Genomic DNA, 26,284 nt, shown 5'->3' with positions numbered 1-26,284 from the left:
GCGACCGATCGGGTTGGGCAATACTGACCAGGTGATCGCCGGGACCCAGCACCGCGACAGCCCACCCGGCCCTGCGGTCGCCGCCTCGCAGGCGGCCGACCTGGACCGTGTCCGCAGCGCCGTCAGCGACGCGCTCGCCGCCTTCCTCACCGAGCAGCGCGTCACCCTCGCGGCCATGGCGCCGCAGCTGACGCCGGTGGTCGACGAGGTGTGCGCCCTGGCCGAGGGCGGCAAGCGGCTGCGCCCGCTGTTCGCCTACTGGGGCTGGCGCGGGGCGGCCGGCGCGACCGGTCCGGCCGAGGACGACGCCGCGGTCCTGCGCGCGGTCGCCGCGCTGGAGTTCGTGCACGCCAGCGCGCTGGTGCACGACGACGTCATGGACGGTGCGCTGACCCGCCGCAGCCGCCCGGCCACCCACATCGGCTTCGCCGCCCGCCACGGGGACGACGGCCTCGACGGCGACGCGGACCTGTTCGGCGTCGGCGCCGCGATCCTGGTCGGGGACCTGGCGCTGGTCTGGTCCGACGAGCAGCTGCGCCGGTCGGGCATCTCCGCCGCCGCGCTGGCCCGGGCCCGCACGGTGTGGGACGTGATGCGCACCGAGGTCACCGCCGGCCAGTACCTGGACCTGCTGCGCGCCGGAGGCGGGCTGCCCGGTCCCGAGGGCGCGCTGACCGTCGCCCGGTACAAGAGCGCCGGGTACACGGTGCAGCGCCCCCTGCAGCTCGGTGCCGCCATCGCCGGCGCCGCGCCGGAGGTCACCGAGGCCTACACCGCGATCGGCCTGCCGCTGGGCGAGGCCTTCCAGCTGCGCGACGACGTGCTCGGCGTGTTCGGTGACCCGGCGGTCACCGGCAAGTCCGCCGACGACGACCTGCGCGAGGGCAAGCAGACCCTGCTCATCGCGCTGGCCCAGGAACGCGCCGACGACGCCGGCCGCCGGCTGCTGGCCGAGTCGCTCGGCGACCCGACCGCCGGCCCCGACCAGTTCGCCGCGCTGCGCGAGCTGATCGAGCGCACCGGCGCCCGGGCCCGGGTCGAGGAGCGGATCACCGAGCGGACCGCCCTCGCCCGGACCGCCATCGCCGAGGCGCCGATCGTCGCCGACGCCCGCACCGCACTGGACGCGCTCGCCGTGGCCGCGACCGCCCGCGCCGCGTGAGCGGCCTGCGCAACGGCCGGGTGCGCACCGTCCCGGGCCGCACCGACCGGGTGGTCGTCGTCGGCGCCGGGCTGGCCGGGCTGTCGGCCGCGCTGCGGCTGCGCGGCGCCGGCCGCGAGGTGACCGTCGTCGACCGGGCCCTGAGCCCCGGCGGGCGGGCGGGGGTGGTCAGCCGGGCCGGCTACACGCTGGACACCGGCCCCTCGGTGTTCACCGCGCCCGAGCTGGTCGAGGACGCCTTCGCCGCGGTGGGCGAGCGGATGGCCGACCGGCTGACGCTGACCCCGTTGGAGACCACCTACCGCGCCCAGTTCGCCGACGGGTCGCACCTGGACGTGCACGCCGACCGCGCGGCCTTCGCCGCCGAGGTCGAGCGGCTGTGCGGGCCGGCGGAGGCCGCGGCGCTGCACCGCTACCTCGACGACCTGGCCGAGCTGTACCGGCTGCAGCTGCGCACCTTCATCGACCGGAACCTCGACTCCCCGCTGGACCTGGCCGGGCCCGAGCTGGTGCAGCTGGTCCGCCGGGGCGGCTTCCGGCGGCTGTCCTCGCACGTCGAGCGGTTCTTCGGCGACGACCGGCTGCGCCGGCTGTTCAGCTTCCAGGCCCTCTACGCCGGGGTGTCGCCGTTCCGGGCGATCGCCGCCTACGCGGTCATCGCCCAGCTCGACATCGGCGCCGGGGTCTGGCACCCCGAGGGCGGCATCGGCGCCGTCCCGCGCGCGATGGCCGCCGCGGCCGCCGACGCCGGCGTGGAGTTCCGCTACGGGGTCGACGCCGAGCTGGAGGTGGAGGGCTCCCGGGTCGCCGCGGTCCGGCTGGCCGGTGGCGACCGCCTGCCCGCCGATGCCGTCGTGGTCACCGCCGACGCCCCGCACCGGCTGGTGCCCGGCCTGCGCGGCCCGCGCCGCCCGGTGTACTCGCCGTCCTGCGTGGCCCTGCACCTGGGGGCGCGGGCGACGTTCCCCGGTCAGGCCCACCACACGATCAGCTTCGGGGCCTCCTGGCGGCAGGTGTTCGACGAGCTGACCCGCGACGGCCGGCCGATGAGCGACCCCAGCCTGCTGATCAGCATGCCGTCGGTCACCGACCGGTCGCTGGCGCCCGAGGGCGGCCAGGTGCTCAGCGTCGTCGCCCCCACCCCGAACCTCGACCCGCGCAGCGGCGGCAACCCCGACCTGGACTGGCCGGCGCTGGCGCCGCGCTACCGGGAGGAGCTGCTGGCCGCCCTGGACGCCCGGGGCTGGACCGGGGTCGGGGACGCGATCGAGGTGGAGGAGCTGCTCACCCCGGTCGACTGGGCGGCGCAGGGCATGGCCGCCGGCACACCGTTCGCGCTGGCGCACACCTTCGGCCAGACCGGGCCGTTCCGCCCGTCCACGCTGCCCCGCTCGGGCCCGGAGAACGTCGTCCTGGCCGGGTCGTCGGTGCAGCCCGGCGTCGGCGTGCCGATGGTCGTGCTCAGCGGCCGCCTGGCCGCCGAGCGGATCACCGGGGTGCGCGGGTGATCGCCACCCCGCCGCCCACCCGGGAGCAGCAGCAGGCACGGCTGGACGCCGCCTACGCGGTCTGCCGGGGGATCGCCGCCGAGCACGGCAAGTCCTACTTCCTGGCCACCCGGCTGCTCACGCCCGACCGCCGGGCCGCCATCCACGCGCTGTACGCCGCCGCCCGGGTCGCCGACGACATCGTCGACGTCGGCGCGGACCAGCCCGGCCGCGACCCCGAGGGCGAGCTGCTGGCCTGGTCGACGGCGGCCCTGGAGGAGGTCGAGGCGGGCTGGTCCGACGACCCGGTGCGGCTGGCCCTGGTGCACACCTACCGCCGGTACGGCATCCCGATGGAGCACCTGGTCGACTTCCTCGCCGCGATGACCAGCGACCTCGACGTCAGCGGCTACGCCGACCTGGCCGCGCTGGACCGCTACATGTGGGGCTCGGCGTCGGTGATCGGGCTGCAGGTGCTGCCGGTGCTGGGCACCGCGCGCGGGGTCGCCCGGGAGGAGGCCGCGCCGCACGCGATCGCCCTGGGCGAGGCCTTCCAGCTGACCAACTTCCTCCGCGACGTCGCCGAGGACGTCGACCGCGGCCGGGTCTACCTGCCGGCGGACATGATGGCCGCGCACGGGGTGACCCGGGAGCAGCTGGCCGCGCGGCAGCACACCCCCGGTTTCACCGCGCTGATGCGGGAGATGGTCGCGGTGACCCGCCGTCGCTACGACGACGCCACCCCCGGCACGCCGATGCTGGCGCCGGAGTCGCGGGACTGCGTGCGCGCGGCCACCGACCTCTACGGCGGGATCCTGACCGAGATCGAGCGGGCCGACTACCGGGTGCTGGACGGCCGGGTGCGGGTGTCGAGGCCCCGGCGCCTGGCGGTGTTCGCCCGGCGGTTGACCGCCGCCCAGCTGGCCAGGGTGAGGAGCACCAGGGCGAAGCCGAACAGCAGGTCCTCGACCGGGGCGTAGGCGATCCGCGGGCCCCAGATCGCGTCGGGGTCGTAGGTGACCACGTCCAGCCCGGTGAGCACGCCGTTCATCAGCAGCTGGAAGAAGATGACGATGGCGTAGGCGGTCCAGAAGACGCGCCGGGTGACCAGCCGGGTGCGCAGCACCGCCAGGTCGACGACGAGCACCGCGAGGACCGCGACGACCGCGAGCGCCGAGTAGCTCACCGGGACCCTCCGGCCGGCCGGGCGCCGCTGGGCTCGGCCTCTTCTGCCGGGTAGCCGGCGTCCCAGCCGGTCACCTTCCGCACCGCCTCGAGCGCGAGCACCGCGCAGATCGGCACGACCACGAAGAAGAGGACCTCCTCGACCGGGATGCCGCCGGGCAGCCGGACGTCGATGGTGCGGGTGGCGCTGTAGTCCCAGTGCCCCTCCGCGATCGCGTAGAGCACCCAGGCGAGGAAGACCACCAGCTCGGGGACGAGGGCGAGCAGCAGCCGGCGCCAGCGGGCGTAGACCCGCACCCGCAGGAACAGCTCGAGCGGGGCGGTGACCACCAGGCAGCCCACCAGGAGGGCCCCGTAGGTCAGCTGCCCCATGACCGGGTCACCACCAGGGCCTGCTCAGAACGCCAGCGCCTGGGCCCGGCGCACGACCTCACGGTGCCGGTCGTCGCGCAGCGCCTGCACCGGCGTGCCGGGGAGCGTGTCGTCCTCCCGGTACAGCCAGTCGAAGGCGTCGGCCTCGCTGTAACCGCCGTCCATCAGGACGGTGAGCAGGCCGGGCAGGTGCCGGAGCACCTCGCCGTCCAGCAGCAGGTCGGCCGGGATCTTGCTGTTGCCGCTGCCCGGCACGGCGATGAGCCTGTGCTCGCGGAGCAGCTGTCGGACCCGGTTGGGCGAGACACCGAGCTGCTGGGCGACCTCGGCTGGGGTGAGCGTGTCCATAGGCTCCCAGCCTATGGCGAGCTCTGCGAACGCGGCGACGGGCCCGGGCGACCCCGACAGCCCACCCCTCTTCCTGGACCTGGCGGCGCTGGAGGAGGCGGCCCGGCAGCAGCTGCCGGCCGCCGTCCACGACTACTACGCCGGTGGCGCCGGGGCGGAGATCACCCTGGGCGAGGCGACCGCGGCCTGGCGCGGCTGGCGGCTGCGCCCGCGGGTCCTCCGCGGCGACGCCCCGCCGCGGCTGGCGACGACGCTGCTGGGCGAACCGGTGGCGACCCCGGTCGGGGTGGCGCCCTGGGGGTTCCAGGCGATGGCGCACCCGGACGGCGAACGCGCCACCGCCCGGGGTGCGGCCGAGGTGGGCGCGCTGATGACCGTCTCCACCAGCGCGAACACCGCCCTGGCCGACGTCGCCGCGGTCACCCCGGCCGGGCCACGCTGGTTCCAGCTCTACCAGCTGCACTCCCGCGAGTACACCGACGACCTGGCCCGGCGGGCCGGTGCCGCCGGCTACACCGCCCTGGTGCTGACCGTCGACGTCCCGGTGCTCGGCCGGCGGCTGCGTGACCTGCGCAACGGCTTCGACCTCCCCGCCGGGCTGCCGATGGCCAACCACCCCGGCGCCGGTGGCGCACCGGTCTCGATGCGGGCGGCCGAGTCGCCGGCCTGGACGTCGGCCGACATCCGCCGCCTGGCCGACCTTTCCGGGCTGCCGGTGGTGGTCAAGGGCGTCCTCCGCGGTGACGACGCGGTCCGCTGCGTGCAGGCCGGCGCCGCGGCCGTGTGGGTCTCCACGCACGGCGGCCGGCAGGCCGACCCGGTCGTGGCCAGCGCCGACGCGCTGCCGGAGGTGGTCGACGCGGTGGCCGGCGAGGTCGACGTCTACGTCGACGGCGGCATCCGCTCGGGTTCGGACGTGCTGGTCGCGCTGGCCCTGGGCGCCCGCGCGGTGTTCGTCGCGCGGCCGACCACGTGGGGGCTGGCGGCCGGCGGCGCCGACGGCGTGGCGCGGGTGCTGGGTGGCCTGACCGGGGAGCTGTCGCACACCATGGTGGTGTGCGGCCTCGACGACGTGCGGTCCGTCCCCCGCGACACCGTCGTCCGGGCGGGACGGCCCGCGGGCTGAGCGACGGCGGCTGGTCGATCGCGGCCCCGGTCGGCCAGGACGTGGACCGGCGCCCCACCGTCCGTCCAGCCCATCGGGTCACACCCGGCCCACCGCCCCGACGAGTCCGCGTCGTTTCGTCCAGCCGGCGGGATCCGCTCCTAGACTCACCGCCGTGGACACCGTCGTGACCGACCCCGCGGTCGGCCTGCTCCTCGAGGGGCGCTACCGCCTCGAGGAGCGCCTCGCCCGCGGCGGCATGTCCACCGTCTACGCCGCCACCGACCTGCGGCTGCACCGCACCGTCGCGGTGAAGGTGATGGCCGAGCACCTCGCCCACGACCCCGCGTTCGTCGACCGGTTCACCCGGGAGGCCCGGGCCACGGCGATGCTCAGCCACGTCAACGTCGTCTCGGTCAGCGACCAGGGCGCCGACCAGGGCCTGGTCTTCCTGGTGATGGAGCTGGTCCGCGGGCGCACGCTGCGCGACCTGCTGCAGGCCCGCGGCCGGCTCACCGTCGGGGAGGCGTTCGCCGTGCTGGAGCCGGTGCTGGCCGGCCTCACCGCGGCCCACCGGGCGGGGATCGCGCACCGCGACGTCAAGCCCGAGAACGTGCTGATCTCCACCGACGGCGAGGTCAAGGTCGCCGACTTCGGGCTGGCCCGGGCGGTCGCCGGCACCGGGCAGACCAGCCACACCGGCGGGGTGCTCATCGGCACCGTCGCCTACCTGTCCCCCGAGCAGCTCGAGCGCGGGCGCAGCGACGCCCGCAGCGACGTCTACGCCGCGGGGATCATGCTCTACGAGCTGCTCACCGGGCACCCGCCGTACCAGGGTGACACCGCGCTCGCGGTCGCCTACCAGCACGTGCACCACGACGTGCCGGCGCCGTCGGCGGAGGTGCCGGGCGTGCCGTGGCAGGTCGACGAGCTGGTCGCGCGCACGACGCGCCGCGAACCCGCCGCCCGGCCGCTGGACGCCGGGGCCTTCCTCGCCGAGCTCATCGACCTGCGCACCGACCTGGGCCTCGCCCGGGTGCCGGTGCCCACCGGGCGCACCACCGACGGCCCCGCGGCGATGCGCCCGGTGAACCGGACGACCGCGCCGCGCCCCCGTTCGGCGAGCGCGCCGGGCACCGGCCGCAGCGAGCCGCGCACCGAGGTGCTCGGCGGCGGCCGCAGCCGGGGCACCACCGTGCTGGGCGGCAGCGGCGCCACCGCGCACCTGGGCGGTGCGCGGTCCCCGGCGCCCCGGCAGCCCACGGTCCGGCCGGGCGTCCCCCCGCACATCCGCCGCCGCCGGGCGCGGCTGGCCATGGCCGTCGTGCTGCTGCTGGCGATCACCATCGGCGCGGTCGGCTGGTGGCTGGGCAGCGGCCGGTTCACCGACGTGCCCGACCTGCTCAACCAGGACCGGGACACCGCGGTCGGCCTGCTCCAGGAGGCCGGGCTCGACCCGGTCTTCGGCGAGGAGGTCTTCAGCGAGGACGTCCCGGCGGGCACGGTGATCTCGGCCGACCCCGCCGACGGCGAGGCCATCCGCGGCAGTGACGTGACCCTGGTGCTCTCCAAGGGCCGGGAGCGGTTCGAGGTCGACCCCGCGCTGGTCGGGCAGCCACTGGAGGCCGTGCAGGCCGCGCTCACCGAGGGCGGGGTGCCGGTGACCCTGACCTCGCGCGAGGAGTTCGACGACGAGCAGCCCCGGGGCACCGTGCTGGGCTTCGAGCCGGCGGCGGGCACCGAGCTCAAGCGCGGTGACACGGTGACCGCGGTGGTCAGCGCCGGGCGGGCCCCGGTGAAGGTGCCCGACGTCGTCGGCCTGAGCCCGGACGCCGCGACCGCCAACCTGACCGAGCGCGGCTTCGAGGTCGCCACCGCCACCGGGCGCAGCGCCGACGTGGACCCCGGCGAGGTGATGGCGGTGAGCCCCGGCCCCGGGGACGCCGCCCAGCCCTACGGGAGCACCGTCACCATCACCGTCTCCGAGGGCGTGCCCCAGGTGACCGTGCCCGACGTGAAGGGCAAGTCCAGGGACGAGGCGACCGCGCTGCTCACGCAGGCGGGCCTGGAGGTCGAGCAGACGCAGTTCATCGCGGGCGACCGCGTGTTCCAGCAGAGCCCCCGGGCCGGCGAGGTCGTCGACCAGGGCAGCACCGTCCGCATCCTCATCAGCTTCGGGTGACCCCTTCCTCGTGACCTCCCCCAGCACCACCCTGCTCTCCGCCGATCCCGCACCGACCGCGCCGCCGCCCGTCGGGGCGCACATCCAGGTCAAGGGCGGCCTGGCCAAGGGCGGGCTCGCCTACACCGACGCCGTCGGCGCCCGCGCCGTCCAGGTGTTCGTCGGCAACCCGCGCGGCTGGAAGCCCAGCGCCGGGGACCCGGCGCAGGACGCCGCCTTCACCGTCGGCTGCGCCGAGCGCGGGGTGCCCTCGTTCATCCACACCCCGTTCCTGGTCAACGTCGGCTCGCCCAGCGAGGCGACCGTCGAGCAGTCGATCGCGACCATCCGGCACAACCTGGCCCGCGGCCACGAGCTCGGCTGCGCCGGCGTCGTGGTCCACGCGGGCTCCTCGGTGGGCGCCGACCGCTACGAGGCGGCGCTGGCCCAGCTGCACGACCGGCTGCTGCCGGTGCTGGACGAGCTGCCCGAGGGGGCGCCGCGGCTGCTGATCGAGCCGACCGCCGGCGGCGGGAAGTCCCTCGCCGCCACCGTGGAGGACCTGGGGCCCTACCTGGCCGCGGTGGAGCACCACCCCGCGGTCGGGGTCTGCCTGGACACCTGTCACGCCTGGGCCGCCGGCCACGACCTGGCCTCCCCCGGCGGCATGACGGCGATGCTCACCGTGCTGGAGGCGACCGTCGGCCCGGGCCGGCTCGGCCTGGTGCACGCCAACGACTCCCTCGACGCGCGCGGCTCCACCCGCGACCGGCACACCACCATCGGCGCGGGCTCCATCGGCGTCGCCCCGTTCGGCGAGCTGTTCACCCACCCGCTGATGGCCGGTGTCCCGGTGGTCGTGGAGACCCCGAGCGCGGACGACGGGCACGCCCGCGACATCGCGCTGCTGTGCGCGCTGCGCGACGGCACTCCCCTGCCCGGCTGACCGGGCCGTCGGCGAGTCGCATGGGCGAGTCCGGGCGACTCGCCGGTCCGGGATCGATCCCACCGGATCCGGTCTTTACCGGACGGCGCTGGTGCGCTTTGACTCTCCGTGTCTGAGTCGTACCTGAGAGTGCGGCCGCGTCGACCGAGGAGACCCCTGTGCTCAACTCCCTCCCCCGCCGGACCCTGACCGGCACGGCCTTCACCGCCGCAGCGCTGACCGCGCTCGTCGCCACCGGCCTCGGGGCCACCGCCGGCACCGCGTCCGCCGCGCCGTCCGGGCCCCGGGAGACCTACATCGTCAGCCTGGTGCCCGGCTCGCCCGCGGCCGCGATCGCCGAGCGGGCCGCCCAGCGGTTCGACGGTGAGGTCGAGCACGTCTACACCGCCGCGCTCAGCGGGTTCGCGGTCGAGCTGCCCACGGCCGTCGCCGACCGGCTGGCCACCCTCCCCGGCGTGGCCGGCGTCGAGAAGGACGCGCCGGTGGGGCTGAGCGCGACCCAGTCGGCGGCCACCTGGGGCCTGGACCGCACCGACCAGCGTGCGCTGCCGCTCACCGGCACCTACGGCTACACCGCCACCGGCGCCGGCGTCACCGCCTACGTCATCGACACCGGCGTCCGGCTCACCCACGGCGACTTCGGCGGCCGGGCGGTCTCCGGCTACGACGCGGTCGACGGCGGCAGCGCCGACGACTGCAACGGGCACGGCACCCACGTGGCCGGCACCGTCGGCGGCACCACCCACGGCGTGGCCAAGGGCGTGCGTCTGGTGGCCGTCCGGGTGCTGGACTGCGCAGGGAGCGGAACCAACGCGGGGGTCATCGCCGGCATCGACTGGGTCACCGCCCACCACCAGCCGGGGCAGCCGGCCGTGGCCAACATGAGCCTCGGTGGTGGCGCGAGCACCGCGCTGGACAACGCGGTGGCCCGCTCGATCGCCGACGGCGTCACCTACGCGGTGGCCGCGGGCAACGGCAACGCCCAGGGCGTGCCGCAGAACGCCTGCAACTCCTCACCCGCCCGGGTCGCCGGCGCCCTGACCGTCGGCGCGACGGACCGCACCGACGCCCCGGCGTCGTTCAGCAACTACGGCAGCTGCGTGGACCTGTTCGCCCCGGGCGTGGGGATCACCAGCGACTGGTACACCGGCGACACCGCGACCAGCACCATCAGCGGCACGTCGATGGCCACCCCGCACGTGGCCGGCGTCGCGGCGCTCCACCTGCAGGGCAACCCGGCCGCCTCCCCGGCGGCGGTGGGCGCGGCGATCACCGCCGGCACCACCCGGGACGCCGTCCGGACCACCCGGACGGCGAACAACGACCTGCTGTTCAGCGCCTACTGAGCCACCGTCGTCACGGCGCCGGCCGGGCAGTTCCCCTGGAGGACTGCCCGGCCGGCGTCGTCCGCACCCGGGGCGGCGCGTCAGACGATGCCGCTGAGCACCCAGGCGATGCCGAAGCCGACGACCCCGATCAGCGTCTCCATGACCGTCCAGGTGCGCAGCGTGGTCTTGACGTCCATCTCCAGGAACCGGCCGACCAGCCAGAACCCCGAGTCGTTGACGTGGGAGAGCACGGTGGCGCCACAGGCGATGGCGATGACGACGAGCGCGACGTCGAGCCGGGAGAGGTCCGCGGCCTCGACCGCCGGCGCGATCAGCCCGGCGGTGGTCAGCAGGGCCACCGTGGCCGACCCCTGCGCCACGCGCAGGCAGGTGGCGATGACGAAGGCGGCCACGATCACCGGCAGACCGATGGACTCGAGGCTGTCGGCGAGCGCGGTGCCGATGCCGCTGGCCCGCAGGACCCCACCGAACATGCCACCGGCGCCGGTGATCAGGATGATCGCCGCGACCGGGCCGATCGAGGAGTTGAGCAGGTCCTCGGTCTCCGAGCGGGAGAACCGTTCGCGGCTGAGCACGGTGGCCGCGACGAGCAGGGTGATGAGCAGCGCCACGGGGGTCTGCCCCAGCAGGGTCACCCAGTCCAGCCAGCCGGCGTCGCCGTCGACCGCGCCGGCGGTGGCCAGGGTGTTGAAGCCGGTGTTCAGCAGGATCAGCACCAGTGGCAGGAGCAGCAGCGCCAGCACGGAGGAGAACTTCGGCGGCCCGGTCCGGGTGGCGGTGTCGGTGGCCGTCGTCGTCCCTCCGGTCGCCGTGGCGCCGCTCCCGCCGCCGCCCATCGGACCGTCCGCGTCGTCCACGTCGCTGGCCTCGACCCGCGGGTCGTCGGCCTCGGACTTCCGCCCGGCGAAGGTCGAGGGGATGCCGACCTGGACCCGGCGGCCGATCCACTGGCTGAACAGGTAGCAGGAGATGAACCAGGTCGGGATCCCGATGACCAGGCCGACGACGACCAGCAGACCGATGTCGGCACCGAGGATGTCACCGGCGCCCACCGGGCCGGGGTGCGGCGGCACGAACGCGTGCATGACCGCGAAGGCACCCGCCGAGGGCAGCGCGTAGATGAGCACCGACCCGCCGAACTGCCGGGCGACGCTGAAGATGATCGGCAGGAACACGACGAAGCCGGCGTCGAAGAAGATCGGGAAGCCGAACAGCAGCGAGGCGACGCCGAGCGCCAGGGGCGCCCGCTTCTCGCCGAACCGGTTGATCATCGTGTCGGCCAGCACGACGGCGCCGCCGGTGACCTCCAGCAGCTTGCCGATCATCGCGCCCAGACCGACGAGCAACGCCACGCTGGCGAGCGTGGAGCCGAACCCGGCCAGCAGGGTGTCGATGACGTCGCCGGTGGGGATCCGGGTCGCCAGCGCGGTCAGCAGGCTCACCAGCACCAGCGCCACGAAGGCGTGGACCTTGAACTTCATGATCAGCACGAGCAGCACGGCCACCGCGGCCACCGCGATCAACAGCAGTGGCGTGGTGCCCAGGACGGGCTCTACTTCGGGCACGGGGAACCCCTCGGATCGACGGCGTCGTCTCCTCACCCTGCTGTGAGGCGCGGCCCCACTGTGTCAGTGGTGATCACCGGCGCGCGACCGGAGGACGGGTCTCGATCCGGTCTCGGAGAGACGCGCCCGGCTCAGCGCCCCGTGAGCTCGCCGATGACCTGGCTGAGCACCTTCGCCGCGCGCTCCACCCCGGCCCGGTCGACGTCCAGGTGGGTGACCAGCCGGATCCGCCGGCCGCTCACCTGCCCGACCAGCACGCCCTGCGCCCGAGCGGCCGCGGCGACCTCGGCGGCGGGGACGTCGTCGACCACGACCATGTTGGTCGGCACCCCGGCGGGGTCGACCCCCAGCCGCTCGGCCAGCAGCCGCGCGTGCGCGTGGTCCTCCGCCAGCCGCTCCAGGTGGTGGTCCAGCGCGTACAGCCCGGCGGCGGCGAGCACCCCGGCCTGGCGCATGCCCCCACCCAGGCGCTTGCGCCAGAGCCGGCCGGCCGCGATCCGCTCGGCGTCGGCGACCAGCACCGAGCCGACCGGGGCGCCCAGCCCCTTGGACAGGCAGACCGAGGCGGTGTCGGCCAGCCGGCCGTAGGTGGCCAGCGGGACGCCGGCGGCGACGTGCGCGTTCCAGATGCGGGCGCCGTCGAGGTGCACGGCGACGTCGTGCTCGCGGGTCCAGCCGAACAGCGCCTGCAGCTCACCGAGCGGCTGCACCAGGCCACCGCCGCGGTTGTGCGTGTTCTCGACCGCGATCGCCGCGGTGGAGGTGACGTGCCAGTCGTCCTTGGGGCGCACCTGGGCGATCAGCTGGTCGGCCGACAGCGGCCCGCCGGTGACCACGGTGCGGCTGCTCAGCCCGAACAGCGCCGCGGCCGCGCCCAGCTCGTAGGTGAACACGTGCGCGTCGGCGTCCCCGACGACCTCCTGGCCGGGCTCGCAGACCAGCCGCAGGCCGATCTGGTTGCCCATCGTGCCGGAGGGGACGAAGAGCGCGGCCTCGTGCCCGAACAGGTCGGCGACCCGCTCCTCCAGGGCGTTGACCGTCGGGTCCTCGACGTAGACGTCGTCGCCGACCGGCGCCGTCGTCATCGCCCGCAGCATCCCGGCGGTGGGCCGGGTGACGGTGTCCGACCGGAGGTCGACGGCGCCCGCCGTGTCCGCACCCGTCACGTCAGCCGCCGTCACGTCAGCCCCGGTCACCTCAGCCGCGCAGCATCTCGGTGACGAGGAACGCCAGCTCCAGCGACTGGCCGGTGTTCAGCCGCGGGTCGCAGGCCGTCTCGTACCGGCTGTTGAGGTCGTCGTCGCTGATCTCCATGGCCCCGCCCAGGCACTCGGTGACGTCCTCACCGGTGAGCTCGACGTGGATGCCACCGGGCCAGGTGCCCAGCCCGCGGTGCACGTCGAAGAAGCCGAGCACCTCGTCGACGACCCGGTCGAAGTGCCGGGTCTTGTAGCCGCTGGGCGACTCGTGGGTGTTGCCGTGCATCGGGTCGCACTGCCACACGACCTGGTGGCCGCTGGCGGTGACCTTCTCCACGATGCCCGGGAGGACGTCGCGGATCTTGCCGTTGCCCATCCGGCTGATCAGGGTGAGCCGCCCGGGGACGCCCTCGGGGTCCAGGCGCTCCACCAGCTCGGTGGCCTGCTCCGGCGTCGTCGTCGGGCCGATCTTGACCCCGATGGGGTTGGCCAGCTTGGAGACGAACTCGATGTGCGCGCCGTCCATCTGGCGGGTGCGCTCCCCCACCCAGACGAAGTGCGCGGAGAGCGCGTAGGGGCGGCCCTCGTACATCCGCAGCAGGGCCCGCTCGTAGTCGAGGATCAGCGCCTCGTGGCTGCTGTACAGCTCGACCCCGCGCAGCGCGTCGGAGTCGATGCCGCAGGCCTTCATGAACGCCAGGGCACGGTCGATCTCCCGCGCGATGACCTCGTAGCGGACCCCGGCCGGCGACGTCGCGACGAAGTCCTTGTTCCAGTCGTGCACCGCGTGCAGGTCGGCCAGCCCGCCGCGGGCGTAGGCGCGGATCATGTTCATCGCCGCCGCGGAGTTCGCGTAGGCGCGGACCAGCCTGCCCGGGTCGGGGATGCGCTCCTCCAGCACCGGGTTGAGCGAGTTGACCATGTCGCCCCGGTAGGAGGGCAGGCCGAGCGCGTCGGTGTTGGAGCTGCGCGGCTTGGCGTACTGCCCGGCGACCCGGCCGACCTTGACCACCGGCACGCTGGCCCCGTAGGTGAGCACCACCGCCATCTGCAGCAGGGTGCGGGTGGTGGCCTGCAGATGCGGCTCGGTGTTCAGGTCGAACGTCTCGGCGCAGTCACCGCCCTGGAGCAGGAACGCCTTGCCCTGGGCGACGTCGGCCAGCTGCTGGCGGAGGGTGTCGACCTCGGCCGGCGCCACGATCGGCGGGACCGTCGAGAGGGTGGACAGGACGCTGTCCAGCGCGGCGCGGTCGGGCCACTCGGGCTGCTGGGCGGCGGGCAGACCCCGCCACCGGTCCAGGTCGGGGACCAGTTCCGCGGGTTCAGGCAGGCTCACAGGTCGAGGGTACGGCCCGCTGCGCCGATCCCGGGACGCGCGTCCGCATGGTGGGAAGACCCGCCGCCTGTGATGGACGGGACGCGTGGGGTGGACCGGCGATCAAGATCCCAACTCGGGTCGCACCGGCCGCCGCCCCTGCCGATGAGACGTACGAGGCGAGAGGCATCTCGTCCGGGGAAGCAGGCCAGGGGGCAGACGTGCGCAGGGGCATCAGGACCAAGGTGGTCGCACTGGCGGTGGCCAGCATCGCCGTCACCGCCGGGGTGATGGTGGGGGTGAGCAGCTGGCAGAGCAGCTCCTTCGCCGACGAGACGAAGGCCGACGTCGCCGACCTGACCGACCAGAGCATCAGCCGGATCACCGACGGCGTCTACGACGTCGTCGCCACCCAGGGCGCATCGACCGCGGCCAAGGTCGACAGCGACCTGCAGGTGGCCGGCTACGTCCTCCAGCAGTCCGGCGGCTTCGCCCTTGGCTCTCCCACCCGCAACACCGTCGCCTGGGACGCGAAGAACCAGGTCAGCGGTGAGGTCACCCCCGTCGCGCTCCCCCGCGTCGAGATCGGTGGCCAGCCGCTGGGCAAGAACGCCGACGTCGCCGTCCCCACCCCCGTGGTCGACGGGGTGCAGGCCCTCGTCGGCGGCACCGCCACCATCTTCCAGCGGATCAACCCGGCCGGCGACATGCTGCGGGTGGCCACCAACGTGGTCGGCGCCACCGGCAGCCGCGCGATCGGCACCTACATCCCGGCCGCCGGCGCCGACGGCACGCCGAACGCGGTGGTCTCCGCCGTCCTGGCCGGGCAGACCTACCGCGGCACGGCGTACGTCGTCGACTCCTGGTACGCGACCGCTTACCAGCCGCTGTTCGACCCCGCCGGCCAGGTGGTCGGCATGCTCTACGTGGGCGTCAAGCAGGAGAACCTGCCGGCGCTGCGCGAGAGCCTGCAGAACACCACCGCCGGGGAGAACGGCACCCTGTGGGTGCTGGGCGGCACCGGCGACCGCACCGGCACCGTGCTGGTCAGCGCGGACGGCAGCGCCGACGGCACCTCGCTGATGGAGGCGACGGACGCCGACGGGAAGACCTACGTCCAGGAGCTCGTGGCGAAGGCGGTGACGCTGCAGCCGGGCGAGCAGGCGACCGTCCGCTACCGGGACGCCGAGACCGGCGGGCACACCGTGCAGGTCGCCTACTACCAGCCCTGGGACTGGGTGATCGTCGTCGACGCGCAGGACAGCGACTTCGCCGGCCCGGTGGAGCGGCTGGAGCAGGGGCGGTCGTCGATGACGACCGGGATGGTCGTCGCGGCCGTCGTCATCGCGCTCGTCGGTGCCCTCGTGGCGTTGTGGCTGGGGCGCCGGCTCACCGAGCCGCTGCACGCGCTGCACCGCCGGATGGTCGAGATCGCCGACGGCGAGGGCGACCTGACGCAGCGGGTCGACGAGTCGACCAACGACGAGGTCGGCGAGCTGGCCCGGGCGTTCAACCGGTTCGTGGACAAGGTGGCCGGCACCATCCGGGACATCGGCAACTGCGCCGGGTCGCTGGCCATCTCCGCCTCCGGCGTGGCCCGGGTGGCCGACGGGCTGGGCGAGCGGGCGACCCGCAACCGCGACCAGGCCCGCAGCGCGTCCCAGGCGGCCTCGGACATCAGCTCCGGCGTCACCTCGGCCGCGGCCGGCGCCGAGCAGATGGGCTCGGCGATCCGCGAGATCGCCCGCAGCGCCAGCGACGCCAGCCACGTCGGCCAGGGCGCCGTCGAGCTGGCCGCCAGCACCGAGACGGCGATCGCCGCACTGGGCACCAGCTCGGCAGAGATCAGCGACGTCGTCAAGGTCATCTCGGCCGTCGCCGAGCAGACCAACCTGCTGGCGCTCAACGCCACCATCGAGGCGGCCCGGGCCGGGGAGGCCGGCAAGGGCTTCGCCGTCGTCGCCACCGAGGTCAAGGAGCTGGCCCAGGAGGCGTCGCGGGCCAGCGAGGAGATCCACCAGCGGGTGCAGTCGATCCAGGCCGACACCAGCGCGGCGGTGGGCTCGATCAGCCAGATCGTCGGGGTCATCCGCGAGATGAACGACCACCAGACCACGATCGCCAGCGCGGTCGAGGAGCAGACCGCGGTCACCAACGAGCTGTCCCGCAGCGTCACCTCGGTGGCCGACGGCGCGGGCTCGGTGACCGACGTGATGACCGAGGTCGCCTCCGACGTCGACCGGACCGCGGCCGACGTGGAGACCGCCCGCGCCTCGGCGCGCGAGCTGGACCAGCTCTCCGGTGAGCTGACCCGGCTGATCAACGTCTTCACCGTCTGACAGCGGAGGCCCCGGGGGCCGTCGGCAGCGATCAGCTGCCGGCGGCCCCGTCGCGTTCCCGGCCACCCGGAGCCGTCGGCCCACCCGCGCTCCCGAGCGCTGTGCGTCAGGTGCCCACTCCGCCAGCGGAACGGGCACCTGGCGCACAGTGCTCGGCCCCCCGCGGCCCTGCGCGCCCGGCGCGACGGCGAGGACGTGCAGGTACGCGCCCGGGACGTCGGCTCAGGCCCGGGCCGGCAGCGTCCGGATCCCGGCGACCGTCACCGCCCGGCGGCCTCGATCACGTGCCAGCGGGTCAGGTTGTAGCGGGCGTCGACGAGGGCGTCGTGGGTGCCGGCGGGCTTGGGCGGGAGCGCCGGCTTCCCGGCGTCGTCCCACCGCTGCCGCAGCTCGCGGGTGAACCGCGGGATCGGCCGGGGCAAGGCGGGCATGGCGCCCCACAGCTGGCACAGCGCGACGTGGTCGTAGGCGGCGAACCAGGCCCACAGCTCGATCTCCTCCCCCGGCGCGGTGAGGAAGGAGAGCAGGTCGTCCCGGATCCGCTCCCGGCTGCGCCAGGCCTTGTCGGCCGGGGACGGGAGCTGGTCCAGCACGTTGCGGCGGACCCAGGGGACGGCCCGGTCGGGGTCGAACTCGGTGCTCACCGCGTAGAACTCGCGGCCGGTCTCGTCGACCACCCCGATCGACACCAGGTCGATGGTGGTCCCGTCCTCGATGAACTCGGTGTCGTAGAAGTACCGGCGCACGCTCACGCCGTCACGGTAGAGGGACGTCGTCCGGCGGCCCCGGCTCCTGCCAGCTGTCCCGCACCGCCAGGGCCTCCACCTCGACCAGTTGCCCGGGGTACCCGAGGACGGTGACCCCGACCAGGGTGCTGGGCGCGTCGTGCTCGCCGAACGCCGCGCGCACGACGTCCCACGCCCGGTCGAGGTCGGCCCGGTCGGTGGTGGCCACGTAGACGGTCGTCTTGAGGACGTCGGTCAGCGCGGCGCCGGCCGCCGTGAGCGTGGCGACCAGGTTGGCCATCACCTGGCGGGCCTGCCCGGCGACGTCCCCCTCGGCGACGACGGCCCCGTCGGCGTCCAGCGGGCAGGCGCCCGCGGTCACCACCATCCGGCCGGGGTCGGTCACGGCCGCGTACGCGTACGGGACGGCGGCGAGGTCGGGCAGGCGGACGAGCTCGATCCCCGCGGTCACCCGCCCATGATCAGTGACGTGGCCGCGGTCCGCTCCCCGAGCGCCGGCCGCCGTCAGCCGGTGGTGGGCGGCTCGGCCAGCAGGTGGCTGACCAGTTCCAGGGTCAGCTCGGGGAACCGCTCGACCACCGACTCCGCCATGAGCCGTTCCCCCTCCGGCTCGTCGAAGGTGCAGCGCTCGCGGGTCGCCGCGTCGGGCCACCGGGCGTAGGCCACCCAGGTGCCGTCGTCCGCGCGGTGCAGCCGTGAGCCGTGACTGCCGCAGCCGGCGGAGATCGCCCGGGTCACCCGCTCCCAGCCGTCCCGGAACCGTTCTTCGCTGCCCGGCCGCAGCCGCCACCGGTAGACCACCGCGAACACGGTTCCTCCTCCCCGGCGACACCCTGCGCACCGCCTCCTCGGTCAGCGTGCCGTCAGCCCGGCGTCAGCGCTCGACTGTCCGATCGGTCCCGGTGCGCCGATGGGACACCGGACGGGATCGGACGCGGAGGAGGAACGGTGGAGACGCTGGTGCTGGTCGTGGTGGGGCTGCTGGCGATCGCCGGCGCCACGGCCCTGGGCGCACGGATCGGCGTGGCCGCGCCCCTGCTCCTGGTCGGTGCGGGCATCGCGGTCGGCGCACTGCCGGCGGTGCCGGACATCGAGCTGGACCCCGAGTGGATCCTCGCCGGGGTCCTCCCGCCGTTGCTCTACTCCACCGCCGTCGGCATGCCGACGATGGACATGCGCCGCGACTTCGGCGCGATCAGCGGCCTGTCCGTGGCCCTGGTCGGGCTCACCTCGCTCCTGCTCGGGGTCTTCTTCGCCTGGGCGGTGCCCGGGCTGGGGCTGGCCTGGGGCATCGCCCTGGGGGCCGTGGTCAGCCCGACCGACGCCGTGGCCACCGCGATCGCCAAGCGCCTCGGCGCCCCGCACCGGGTGGTCGCCGTCCTGGAGGGCGAGAGCCTGCTCAACGACGCGACGGCCCTGGTGCTCCTGCGGACGGCGATCGCCGGCGCCGCCGCGTCGGTGACGGTCTGGGAGGTGGTGGGCGACTTCCTCGTCGCGGTCGTCGGGGCCACCGCCGTCGGGCTCGCCGTCGGCCACGCGGCGCTGGCGGTCCGCGCCCGGGTGCGCGACGTCGCCGTCAGCACGGTGCTGTCGTTCACGGTGCCGTTCCTGGCCTCGGTGCCCGCCGAGGAGATCGGCGCGTCCGGCCTGGTCGCCGCCGTCGTCGCCGGGCTGGTCGCCGGGCACACCGGTCCCCGGGCGCTGTCGCCGCAGCAGCGGCTCGCCGACGCGCAGAACTGGCGCACCGTGGAGCTCGTGCTGGAGGGCGCCGTCTTCCTCACCATGGGGCTGCAGTTCGCCGGCGTCGTGACCGACGTGCGCGCCGACCACGCCGGCGCCGGGACCGCGGTCGCCCTCGCGGCCGGCGCGCTGCTCATCACGCTCGCAGTGCGCGCGCTGTACGTCGTGCCGCTGCTGGCCGGGCTGCGCCGGCGGGCCGCCCGCGGCGCCCGGCTCAAGCCGCGTTTCACCGAGCTGCACGCCCAGCTCGCCGACCCGGCGGCGTCGGCCCCGCTGGGCCGCGGCGGCCGGCCGCGGTCGGCCCGGTGGCTGGAGCAGGCCCGCACCCGGCTGCGGCGCGGCCTGGCCGACATCGACGCCCTGCTGGCCCAGCCGCTGACCTGGCGGGACGGCGGCGTCGTCGTGTGGGCGGGCATGCGCGGGGTGGTCACGGTCGCCGCCGCGCAGACCCTGCCGCAGGACACCCCCGCACGCTCGCTGCTGGTGCTGGTCGCGTTCCTCGTCGCGACCGGCTCGCTGCTGCTGCAGGGCGGTTCGCTGCCCGCGGTGGTCGCCCGGCTCGGCGCCGGTCGTGGGGCGGCCGGGGACGGCGACGAGGCGGAGGCCGCCCGGCTGCGCACCCTGCTGTCCGAGGTCGCGGTCGCCACCCCGCACGTCGGCGACGGCCGCCCGGAGCTCGCGGTCCTCCGCGCGCAGCGGCGGGCGCTGCTGGACGCCCGGGACGACGGGACGTTCAGCGCCGCCACGCTGACCCGGGCGCTCGCCGTCGTCGACGCCGACCAGATCCGGCTCGAGCTGCGGACCGGCCCGCCGGCCCGACCGGCCCCGGCCGGAGCCGGCGAGTGGTCAACCGGCGAGTGAGCTGGGCAGCCGGTCGGCGGCCTCGCTCGGCGGCGGCTGCAGCCGGCCGACCACCTCGCGGGCGCTGGCCCCGGTCGAGTCCATCGACTTCTTGACCTTGGCGCCGTACAGGTCGACGTACTCCTGGCCGGAGAGCTCCATGATCTCGTACATGATCTCGTCGGTGATCGAGCGCTCGACGAAGCGGTCGCCCGCCAGGCCGGCGTAGCGGGAGAAGTCCAGCGGCTGCCCGAAGCGGACCTCCACCCGGACGAACGTGCGGTTGACCTTGCGGCCGAGCGCGCCGGGGAGCGGCAGGTCCCGCGGGGTGTAGGTCATCGCCACCGGGACGACCGGGGCCCCGGTCTCCAGCGTCATCCGGGCCACCCCGGTCTTGCCGCGGAACAGCCGGCCGTCGGGCGACCGGGTGCCCTCGGGGTAGATGCCCAGCAGCTTGCCCTCGCGCAGGATCCGGATGCCGGTGCGGATCGCGTTCTCGGCGGCGGAGGCGTCGGTCCGGTCGATGGGCACCTGCCCGGTGCCGCCGAAGAACACCCGCTGCGCCCAACCCTTGACGCCGCTGGCGGTGAAGTACTCCGCCTTCGCCAGGAACGTCACCCGCCGGCGGACCGACATCGGCATGAAGATCCAGTCGGCGGCCGCCAGGTGGTTGCTGGCGAGGATGGCCGCACCGGTCCGCGGCACGTGCTCGGTGCCGACCGGGCGCCACCGGAACGCCAGCCGCACCAGTGGCCCGACGGCCACGAACTTGAGGAACCAGTAGAACAACGCGCCTCCCTCAGCGGCTGTCAGACTAGGGAAGCGCCCAGCTCCACGACAATCGGCGTCCCCGCGTGCCCCCCGCCCCACCTGAAGTCCCCGGCCCCACCTGCACCGACCACAGCCGTCCGCCGTCCCCCGGAGGTCCGATGCGCCAGGCTCCCCCGCCGCCCTCCGCCAGCCGGATGCCCGGCGCCGATCCCTTCGACCTCCCCGGCGGGCCGGTCGGCGTGCTGCTGTGCCACGGCTTCACCTCCACCCCGCAGAGCTTGCGCGACTGGGGCGAGCACCTGGCCACGGCGGGCTTCACCGTCCGCTGCCCCCTGCTCCCCGGGCACGGCACGCGCTGGCAGGACGCGAACGCCACCACGGAGGAGGACTGGTACGGCGCACTGTCCGGGGCCCTCGACGAGCTGACCTCCCGGTGCTCGGCCGTGGTCGTCGCCGGGCTGTCGATGGGCGGGACGCTGGCGCTGCGGCTGGCCGAGCGCCGGCCCGACGACGTCGCCGCGCTGGTGCTGGTGAACCCCTCGCTGCTCACCGAACGCCCCGAGGCGAAGCTGCTGCCGCTGCTGGCCCGGATCACCCCCGCCTGGGCGCCGATCGCCAACGACGTCAAGAAGCCCGGCTGCACCGAGCTCGCCTACCCCCGGCTGCCCACCCGGGCGATGCTCGCGCTGCGCCGGCTGTGGGCGGCCACCCGTGCCGACCTGGGCGCCGTCCGGGCACCGCTGCTGGTCTTCCGCAGCGTCACCGACCACGTGGTCGAGCCCGCCTCCACCCGGGTGCTGCTCGCCGGCGTGGCCAGCACCGACGCCACCGAGGTGCTGCTGCACGACAGCTTCCACGTGGCCACCCTGGACAACGACGCCCCCGCGCTGTTCGCCCGCTCCGTCGAGTGGATCCGCGAGCGGGTCCCGGCGGAGAGCACGGAGCCGGCGCCGTGACGCTGCCCCGCCGCGGGCGCGGCCGCCGGGACAACGGACTGGACGCACCGCTGTGGCACCCGCTGCGCGACGTGGACCCGCGCGTCGGTGAGCACCTGCTCGACGTGCTCGCCGCCGCCGGCATCGCCGCCTACCTGGAGCCGTCGACCGACGTGGCGCCCTACACCCGCAACGTCTACCTGCCCAGCCCGCCCTCGGACCGGTTGTTCGTCGACCGCGCCCGCAGCGCCGAGGCGCGGGTCGTCGTCGAGCAGCACGCCGCGGAACCGGTGGCCGGGCCCGCCGTCGACCAGCCGGCCCGCCGCCCGGGCGCCGTCACCGACGACGACGCCGAGTTCGCCCGGATCGTGGCCGCCTTCGAGGCCGAGCACGGGCGCACCGTCGTCGACGAGGAGCCCCGCGACGACCCGCCGCCCCCGCCCGCGGAGGTCTCGGTCCTCGACCTGCCGGAGGAGCACTACGAGCCCCCGCCCCCGCCGCCGCTGCCGGTGCTCGCGCCGGCGTCGCTGACGGCGATGCTGCTCATCGCGGTCGGCGCGGTGCTGGTGATCGTCCCCGGCCGGGTGGGCCTGACCCTCGAGGCCGGGCTCGTGTTCGGCGTCGCGGCCCTGGTGGGCGGGGTCGGCATCCTGGTCTCCCGCATGCGCGACCGCTCCGACGACGGCGACGACGGCGCGGTCGTCTAGGCACCTCGGCCGACGGCCTTCTCCGCGGCGGCCGGCTCCCCTAGCGTCCCCGGCATGAGCAGCCACCCGCACCGCACCGTGGTCGCGCTGACCGGCCACCTGATGGACACCGGGATCCTCGCCCGGGTGCTCGACGACGTCTTGGAGTACGGCGGCGACTACCGGATCGACGACCTGGAGCTCGGCCGCCAGCACGAGGACGAGTCACGGGCGCTGGTCGAGGTCCGGGCCGGGGACGCCGACCTGCTCGAGCGGATCGTCATGCGGCTGCAGACCCACGGCGCGAACGCCCTCGACCCCGGCACGGCGACCACCCGCCCGGCGCCGGCCGACGGCGTCTTCCCCGAGGACTTCTACTCGACCACCAACCTGGACACCTTCGTCCGGCTGGACGGCGAGTGGCTCGCCGTCGACCGGGCCGAGATGGACTGCGGCCTGGTGGTGGACACCCGCGCCGGCCGGCCGGTCGTGCGCACCGTCCCGGTCAGCGACGTGCGGGCCGGGGAGGCCGTCGTCTGCGGCGCCGGCGGGGTACGGGTGGAGATGACCCCGCAGGTGGCCCGCGGCGAGGAGGAGGACTTCGGCTTCATGTCCTCGGCGGTCTCCAGCGAGAAGCCCCAGGCGCTGCTGGTGCGCCAGATCGCCGAGCGGATGCGGGAGGTGAAGGCCGCCGGGAAGCGGGTGCTGTGGGTCGGGGGCCCGGCGGTCGTGCACACCGGCGCGGCACCGGCGATGGTCCGGCTGGTGCGCGCCGGGTACGTCGACGTGCTGTTCGCCGGGAACGCGCTGGCCACCCACGACATCGAATCGGCCCTGTTCGGCACCTCGCTCGGCGTCGACCTGTCCCGGGGCGCCGGGGTGCCGCACGGCCACGAGCACCACATCCGGGCGATCAACACGATCCGGGCGGCCGGGTCGATCGCCGCGGCCGTGGAGTCCGGGGTGCTCACCGGCGGGGTGATGCACGCGATGGTCCAGGCGGGCAAGCCGTTCGTGCTGGTCGGCTCGGTGCGCGACGACGGACCGCTGCCCGACGTGCTCACCGACGTGATCGACGGTCAGCGGGCGATGCGCGCCCAGCTGCCCGACGTCGGCTTCGCGATCATGGTGGCCACGATGCTGCACTCGATCGCCACCGGGAACCTGCTGCCGGCGTCGGTGCCGCTGGTCTGCGTGGACATCAACCCGGCCACGGTGACCAAGCTGGCCGACCGCGGCAGCGCCCAGGCGATGGGCATCGTCACCGACATCGGCCTGTTCCTCGAGCAGCTGGCCCGCGAGCTGTGCTGACCGTCGGCCGCCCGGCCGACACCGCGGCCAGGTGGCGTCCCCGGCCTGCGGCGAGCCGCTGACCGCGTCCCGCCCGGGGAGCCTCCGGGCCCCGCGGCCGGCCCACCCGCCTCCCGGCGGTCAGGCGTCGCCGTCCGCGACCGCCCGGCGCACCAGGTCGGCGGCGCCGACCAGCCCGGCCTGCGCCCCGAGCTCGGCGGCCACCACCCGCGGGCCGGGCCGGAAGCCGCGCCCGGGCAGCGCCCGTTCCAGCCGCTGCCGGGCGGGCCCGAGGACCGTCTCGCCGAGCACGCTGACCCCGCCGCCGATCACCACGACCTCGGGGTCGAGGACGGCGGAGAGGTCGGCGATGCCCTGCCCCAGCCAGGACCCGACCTCCGCGAGCAGCTCACCGGCCAGCGGGTCGCCGTCGGCCGCGGCCCGCGCGACGACCTCACCGGTGATCCCCTCGAGGTCACCGCCCACCCGGTCGATCAGCGCCGCGGCAGCCGCCGGGGAGTTCTGCGCGACCTCCCGGGCGGTGTGCCCCAGGGCGTTGCCGCTGGCGTACTGCTCCCAGCAGCCGCGGTTGCCGCAGGCGCAGAGCCGGCCGTCGGGCACGACCCGCATGTGCCCCCACTCGCCGGCCACCCCGTGCGCGCCGCGCTGCAGCCGGCCGTCGATGACCAGCCCGCCGCCGATGCCGGTGCCCAGCGTGATCATCAGCACCAGGTCACTGCCGCGGGCCGCCCCGTAGCGGTACTCGGCCCAGGCGGCGGCGTCGGCGTCGTTGCCCACCCACAGCGGGCGCTGCAGCCGCGCGCCGAGGTCCTTGCGCAGCGACTGGTTGCGCCAGGCCAGGTGCGGGCTGAACAGCACGGTGTCGCCGGTGCGGTCGAACCAGCCGGCCGCGCCGACGCCGACGCCGACCAGGGGGCCGCCGTGGCGCTCGGCCAGCTCGTCGACGACCGCGGCGATCGCGTCCTCGGTGGCCGACACCGACTTCCCCGGCGTGGCCCGGCGGGCGGTGTCGAGGATCGTGCCGTCGGCGGCGACGACGCCACCGGCGACCTTGGTCCCGCCGATGTCGATGCCCAGCGCGGGCAGCTCAGCGGCGGGCGGCGTGCGGTCGGGGCCGCTCACGCGACGTCGATCCGCTGGACGCGGGCGGTGCGGGGGTGCGGGTGGGACACGGGCTCCTCGGTCGAGGCAGGGGCACCCGGCTCACGGGCGCCGTCATCGGGGGTGGTGGGGTCCGTGGCGTCACGGGCACCGGTGCCGGCGTGGGCGCGCAGCGCCTCGGCCGCCGTGACGAGCACGTCGGCGACGGCGTCCACCACGTCGGGACGACGCTCCCGGAGTGCGGCCAGTCCGGTGCACACGGGGCACCAGCGGCAGTCACCCACCGGGTGGTCCTGGGCGCCGGTGCTGGTCGCCGCGCCGCCGAGCAGCCCACCGAGCGCACCGGCGAGGCCACCTGCGGCCAGCTTCTCGGCAGCGGGGTGCTCGGCCAGACCGGCCACCAGGCGTCGAGCCTGCTCGATCCAGTCCTGTCCCGGCGCGGTCACGGTGTCTCCTGGTCGTCGGAGGGGTGCGGATCGGTGGGGAGCAGGCCGGCGGGCCACTGTGCGGGATCGGGTGTGAAGCGCACCGCCAGGGTGGCCGTGGCGGTCCCGGCGTCGTCGAGCGCCCCGCCGGAGACGGTGCACCGGCGCAGCAGCGGGTCCAGCGGGAAGGACCGCCGCACACCCGCCGCGGTGACCACCAGGTCGTCGGCCCACCGGGTGAGCTCCACCTCGCCCCGCCGGGCGAAGGGCAGGGTCAGCTCCAGCAGCCACTCCCCCGCCGCCGACCGGCTGGTGCGCGGCACCCCCGGCCGCGGTCCGCCGACGGCGGGCGTCTCCGGCACGGCGGCGTCCAGGGCGGACAGGGCGGCCGGGGTCCGCGGGGTGACCGCGGCCTCGGCGACCTGCCGGACGGCCCCGGCCAGGTCGGCGAGCTCGCGCAGCGCACCGGTCTGCGCCGCCGCACGCGCGGTCCACCACTCCCCCGTGCCGCCGGGCAGCAGCCGGGCGGCCGTGACCGACGCGACCTGCTGCCCGAGCACCCCCAGGGCGGTGGCGGCGGAGCGCAGCTCGTCGGCGGCGGTGGCATCGGGCCGCAGCACCACGTGCACCGCGGTGCGGGCCGGGTCGTCCAACGGCACCCGGTCGACCAGCTGCTCGAGCCCCTCGGCGCCGGCCAGCGCCCCCGCGATGCCGTTCGGCCGCCCCGACGCGGCCGCCGCCCGCAGGCTGGCGAGCACCCGCAGCCGGGTGGGCGCCAGCTGGCCGAGCCACCAGCGCAACGCGCCGGGCAGGGTCAGCAGGGACAGGGCGGCCGGCGTCGGCCCCGCATCGACGACCACGACGTCGAACCGCCCGCTGGCGGCGTGGCCGGCCAGCGCGGCCAGCAGCGCGACGCGGTCGACCCCCGGCACCGGGACGACCGAGGTGGCCGGTGGGAGCACGTGCATCGGCAGGACGCCGGCCAGCTGCTCGACATGCCGGCTCCACACCTGCTGCACCGCCGGCTGGGCCCCGACCACCTCGACGGCAACCGCGTCGGAGAGGCCCGGCACGCGGGGCGCGGCGTCGGTCAGCAGCAGGCAGCGGGTGCCGGTGGCGGCCAGCCGGAGCGCCGTGGCCGCGGCCACGGTGGAGCTGCCGGCCCCGCCGGGACCGGTGACGAGGAGGGTCTGCAC

Annotated in this window: 24 protein-coding genes and 1 pseudogene; 12 read left to right on the top strand and 13 right to left on the bottom strand. The window is 75.5% G+C overall.

Annotation, left to right across the window (positions count from 1 at the left end; all coding sequences use genetic code 11):
• Positions 1–31: 31 nt before the first annotated feature.
• Genes JD78_RS04205 through JD78_RS04195 form a run of 3 tightly spaced genes read left to right on the top strand, consistent with a single transcriptional unit; the run spans position 32 to position 3,629 of the window.
• Positions 32–1,162, top strand: coding sequence for a polyprenyl synthetase family protein (locus JD78_RS04205; protein WP_228394931.1), 1,131 nt, complete (start codon positions 32–34; stop codon positions 1,160–1,162).
• Entirely contained in the window at positions 1,159–2,670 is a 1,512-nt protein-coding gene (crtI, locus tag JD78_RS04200; RefSeq protein WP_228394932.1) for a phytoene desaturase family protein, read from the top strand. The genes JD78_RS04205 and crtI overlap by 4 nt, the downstream gene beginning before the upstream one ends.
• Positions 2,667–3,629: a phytoene/squalene synthase family protein gene (locus tag JD78_RS04195; protein WP_208103984.1), complete on the top strand. Its 963-nt coding sequence runs from the start codon at positions 2,667–2,669 to the stop codon at positions 3,627–3,629. The genes crtI and JD78_RS04195 overlap by 4 nt, the downstream gene beginning before the upstream one ends.
• Here the strand turns inward: JD78_RS04195 and JD78_RS21985 are convergent.
• The 3 genes and pseudogenes from JD78_RS21985 to JD78_RS04180 form a co-directional block, all read right to left on the bottom strand.
• Positions 3,626–3,775: pseudogene (locus JD78_RS21985) on the bottom strand (lycopene cyclase domain-containing protein); the annotation flags it as partial. The gene JD78_RS04195 and the pseudogene JD78_RS21985 overlap by 4 nt on opposite strands.
• Positions 3,776–3,831: 56 nt before the next feature.
• On the bottom strand, positions 3,832–4,206 hold the full coding sequence (locus JD78_RS04185; protein ID WP_153357077.1) for a lycopene cyclase domain-containing protein: 375 nt from the start codon (positions 4,204–4,206) through the stop codon (positions 3,832–3,834).
• A gap of 24 nt (positions 4,207–4,230) precedes the next feature.
• A complete protein-coding gene (locus tag JD78_RS04180) occupies positions 4,231–4,554 on the bottom strand; it encodes an Rv2175c family DNA-binding protein (protein ID WP_153357080.1) in 324 nt (107 codons plus the stop codon).
• 13 nt (positions 4,555–4,567) lie between these two features.
• On the opposite strand from JD78_RS04180, the gene JD78_RS04175 reads away from it, so the two are divergent.
• The 4 genes from JD78_RS04175 (at position 4,568) to JD78_RS04160 (ending at position 10,112) form a co-directional block, all read left to right on the top strand.
• A complete protein-coding gene (locus JD78_RS04175; RefSeq protein ID WP_153357083.1) occupies positions 4,568–5,680 on the top strand; it encodes an alpha-hydroxy acid oxidase in 1,113 nt (370 codons plus the stop codon).
• Between the two features lie 154 nt (positions 5,681–5,834).
• On the top strand, positions 5,835–7,841 hold the full coding sequence (gene pknB, locus JD78_RS04170) for a Stk1 family PASTA domain-containing Ser/Thr kinase (RefSeq protein WP_153357085.1): 2,007 nt from the start codon (positions 5,835–5,837) through the stop codon (positions 7,839–7,841).
• A gap of 10 nt (positions 7,842–7,851) precedes the next feature.
• Complete coding sequence (locus JD78_RS04165) at positions 7,852–8,766, top strand: deoxyribonuclease IV (RefSeq protein WP_228394933.1); 915 nt, start codon at positions 7,852–7,854, stop codon at positions 8,764–8,766.
• Positions 8,767–8,924: 158 nt separating this feature from the next.
• Positions 8,925–10,112, top strand: a complete 1,188-nt coding sequence (locus tag JD78_RS04160; RefSeq protein ID WP_208103983.1) for a S8 family peptidase — start codon at positions 8,925–8,927, stop codon at positions 10,110–10,112.
• An 80-nt stretch (positions 10,113–10,192) separates the two neighbouring features.
• On the opposite strand, the gene JD78_RS04155 is transcribed toward JD78_RS04160, so the two are convergent.
• The 3 genes from JD78_RS04155 to JD78_RS04145 form a co-directional block, all read right to left on the bottom strand.
• Positions 10,193–11,680, bottom strand: a complete 1,488-nt coding sequence (locus JD78_RS04155; protein ID WP_153357088.1) for a GntP family permease — start codon at positions 11,678–11,680, stop codon at positions 10,193–10,195.
• A gap of 131 nt (positions 11,681–11,811) precedes the next feature.
• Positions 11,812–12,861, bottom strand: a complete 1,050-nt coding sequence (locus JD78_RS04150; protein ID WP_153357091.1) for a threonine aldolase family protein — start codon at positions 12,859–12,861, stop codon at positions 11,812–11,814.
• A 16-nt stretch (positions 12,862–12,877) separates the two neighbouring features.
• A complete protein-coding gene (locus JD78_RS04145) occupies positions 12,878–14,215 on the bottom strand; it encodes a class II 3-deoxy-7-phosphoheptulonate synthase (RefSeq protein WP_153357094.1) in 1,338 nt (445 codons plus the stop codon).
• Between the two features lie 200 nt (positions 14,216–14,415).
• On the opposite strand from JD78_RS04145, the gene JD78_RS04140 reads away from it, so the two are divergent.
• Positions 14,416–16,533: a methyl-accepting chemotaxis protein gene (locus JD78_RS04140; RefSeq protein WP_153357096.1), complete on the top strand. Its 2,118-nt coding sequence runs from the start codon at positions 14,416–14,418 to the stop codon at positions 16,531–16,533.
• A 260-nt stretch (positions 16,534–16,793) separates the two neighbouring features.
• On the opposite strand, the gene JD78_RS04135 is transcribed toward JD78_RS04140, so the two are convergent.
• From JD78_RS04135 to JD78_RS04125, 3 genes are read right to left on the bottom strand one after another with little or no spacing between them, the layout of a single operon-like run.
• Positions 16,794–17,285: a polyadenylate-specific 3'-exoribonuclease AS gene (locus JD78_RS04135; protein ID WP_228394935.1), complete on the bottom strand. Its 492-nt coding sequence runs from the start codon at positions 17,283–17,285 to the stop codon at positions 16,794–16,796.
• A gap of 4 nt (positions 17,286–17,289) precedes the next feature.
• Positions 17,290–17,730 carry a RidA family protein gene (locus tag JD78_RS04130; protein ID WP_153357099.1) on the bottom strand — a complete coding sequence of 147 codons (441 nt, stop codon included), beginning with the start codon at positions 17,728–17,730 and terminating at the stop codon, positions 17,290–17,292.
• Between the two features lie 53 nt (positions 17,731–17,783).
• On the bottom strand, positions 17,784–18,089 hold the full coding sequence (locus tag JD78_RS04125; RefSeq protein WP_208103982.1) for an antibiotic biosynthesis monooxygenase: 306 nt from the start codon (positions 18,087–18,089) through the stop codon (positions 17,784–17,786).
• Positions 18,090–18,227: 138 nt separating this feature from the next.
• Here JD78_RS04125 and JD78_RS04120 point away from each other — a divergent pair, with 138 nt between their 5' ends.
• On the top strand, positions 18,228–19,880 hold the full coding sequence (locus tag JD78_RS04120) for a cation:proton antiporter (RefSeq protein ID WP_153357102.1): 1,653 nt from the start codon (positions 18,228–18,230) through the stop codon (positions 19,878–19,880).
• Here the strand turns inward: JD78_RS04120 and JD78_RS04115 are convergent.
• Entirely contained in the window at positions 19,866–20,648 is a 783-nt protein-coding gene (locus tag JD78_RS04115) for a lysophospholipid acyltransferase family protein (RefSeq protein ID WP_153357105.1), read from the bottom strand. The genes JD78_RS04120 and JD78_RS04115 overlap by 15 nt on opposite strands.
• A 140-nt stretch (positions 20,649–20,788) precedes the next feature.
• Between JD78_RS04115 and JD78_RS04110 the strand changes: the two genes are divergently transcribed.
• Genes JD78_RS04110 through JD78_RS04100 form a run of 3 tightly spaced genes read left to right on the top strand, consistent with a single transcriptional unit; the run spans position 20,789 to position 23,562 of the window.
• Positions 20,789–21,586 carry an alpha/beta hydrolase gene (locus tag JD78_RS04110; RefSeq protein ID WP_208103981.1) on the top strand — a complete coding sequence of 266 codons (798 nt, stop codon included), beginning with the start codon at positions 20,789–20,791 and terminating at the stop codon, positions 21,584–21,586.
• On the top strand, positions 21,583–22,272 hold the full coding sequence (locus JD78_RS04105; RefSeq protein ID WP_153357107.1) for a hypothetical protein: 690 nt from the start codon (positions 21,583–21,585) through the stop codon (positions 22,270–22,272). Before JD78_RS04110 ends, JD78_RS04105 begins: the two co-directional genes overlap by 4 nt.
• Positions 22,273–22,326: 54 nt before the next feature.
• Complete coding sequence (locus JD78_RS04100; RefSeq protein WP_153357110.1) at positions 22,327–23,562, top strand: ornithine cyclodeaminase, nickel-pincer nucleotide-dependent; 1,236 nt, start codon at positions 22,327–22,329, stop codon at positions 23,560–23,562.
• A 120-nt stretch (positions 23,563–23,682) separates the two neighbouring features.
• Here JD78_RS04100 and JD78_RS04095 read toward each other — a convergent pair whose 3' ends face one another.
• From JD78_RS04095 to JD78_RS04085, 3 genes are read right to left on the bottom strand one after another with little or no spacing between them, the layout of a single operon-like run.
• Entirely contained in the window at positions 23,683–24,684 is a 1,002-nt protein-coding gene (locus tag JD78_RS04095; RefSeq protein WP_153357113.1) for an ROK family protein, read from the bottom strand.
• A complete protein-coding gene (locus JD78_RS04090; protein ID WP_153357115.1) occupies positions 24,681–25,109 on the bottom strand; it encodes a hypothetical protein in 429 nt (142 codons plus the stop codon). Before JD78_RS04090 ends, JD78_RS04095 begins: the two co-directional genes overlap by 4 nt.
• Positions 25,106–26,284, bottom strand: coding sequence for an ArsA family ATPase (locus JD78_RS04085; RefSeq protein ID WP_153357118.1), 1,179 nt, complete (start codon positions 26,282–26,284; stop codon positions 25,106–25,108). Before JD78_RS04085 ends, JD78_RS04090 begins: the two co-directional genes overlap by 4 nt.

Source organism: Modestobacter roseus (assembly GCF_007994135.1).
Taxonomy (GTDB): domain Bacteria; phylum Actinomycetota; class Actinomycetes; order Mycobacteriales; family Geodermatophilaceae; genus Modestobacter; species Modestobacter roseus.
The sequence above is the reverse complement of the archived record's forward strand: the minus strand, read 5'-3'. Positions and strand labels throughout refer to the sequence as shown.

Coding starts and splice junctions, on each gene's coding strand:
- JD78_RS04175 (WP_153357083.1), top strand. CDS start 4,568: ATGGCGAGCTCTGCGAACGCGGCGACGGGCCCGGGCGACCCCGACAGC.
- JD78_RS04185 (WP_153357077.1), bottom strand. CDS start 4,206: ATGGGGCAGCTGACCTACGGGGCCCTCCTGGTGGGCTGCCTGGTGGTC.
- JD78_RS04110 (WP_208103981.1), top strand. CDS start 20,789: ATGCGCCAGGCTCCCCCGCCGCCCTCCGCCAGCCGGATGCCCGGCGCC.
- JD78_RS04100 (WP_153357110.1), top strand. CDS start 22,327: ATGAGCAGCCACCCGCACCGCACCGTGGTCGCGCTGACCGGCCACCTG.
- JD78_RS04180 (WP_153357080.1), bottom strand. CDS start 4,554: ATGGACACGCTCACCCCAGCCGAGGTCGCCCAGCAGCTCGGTGTCTCG.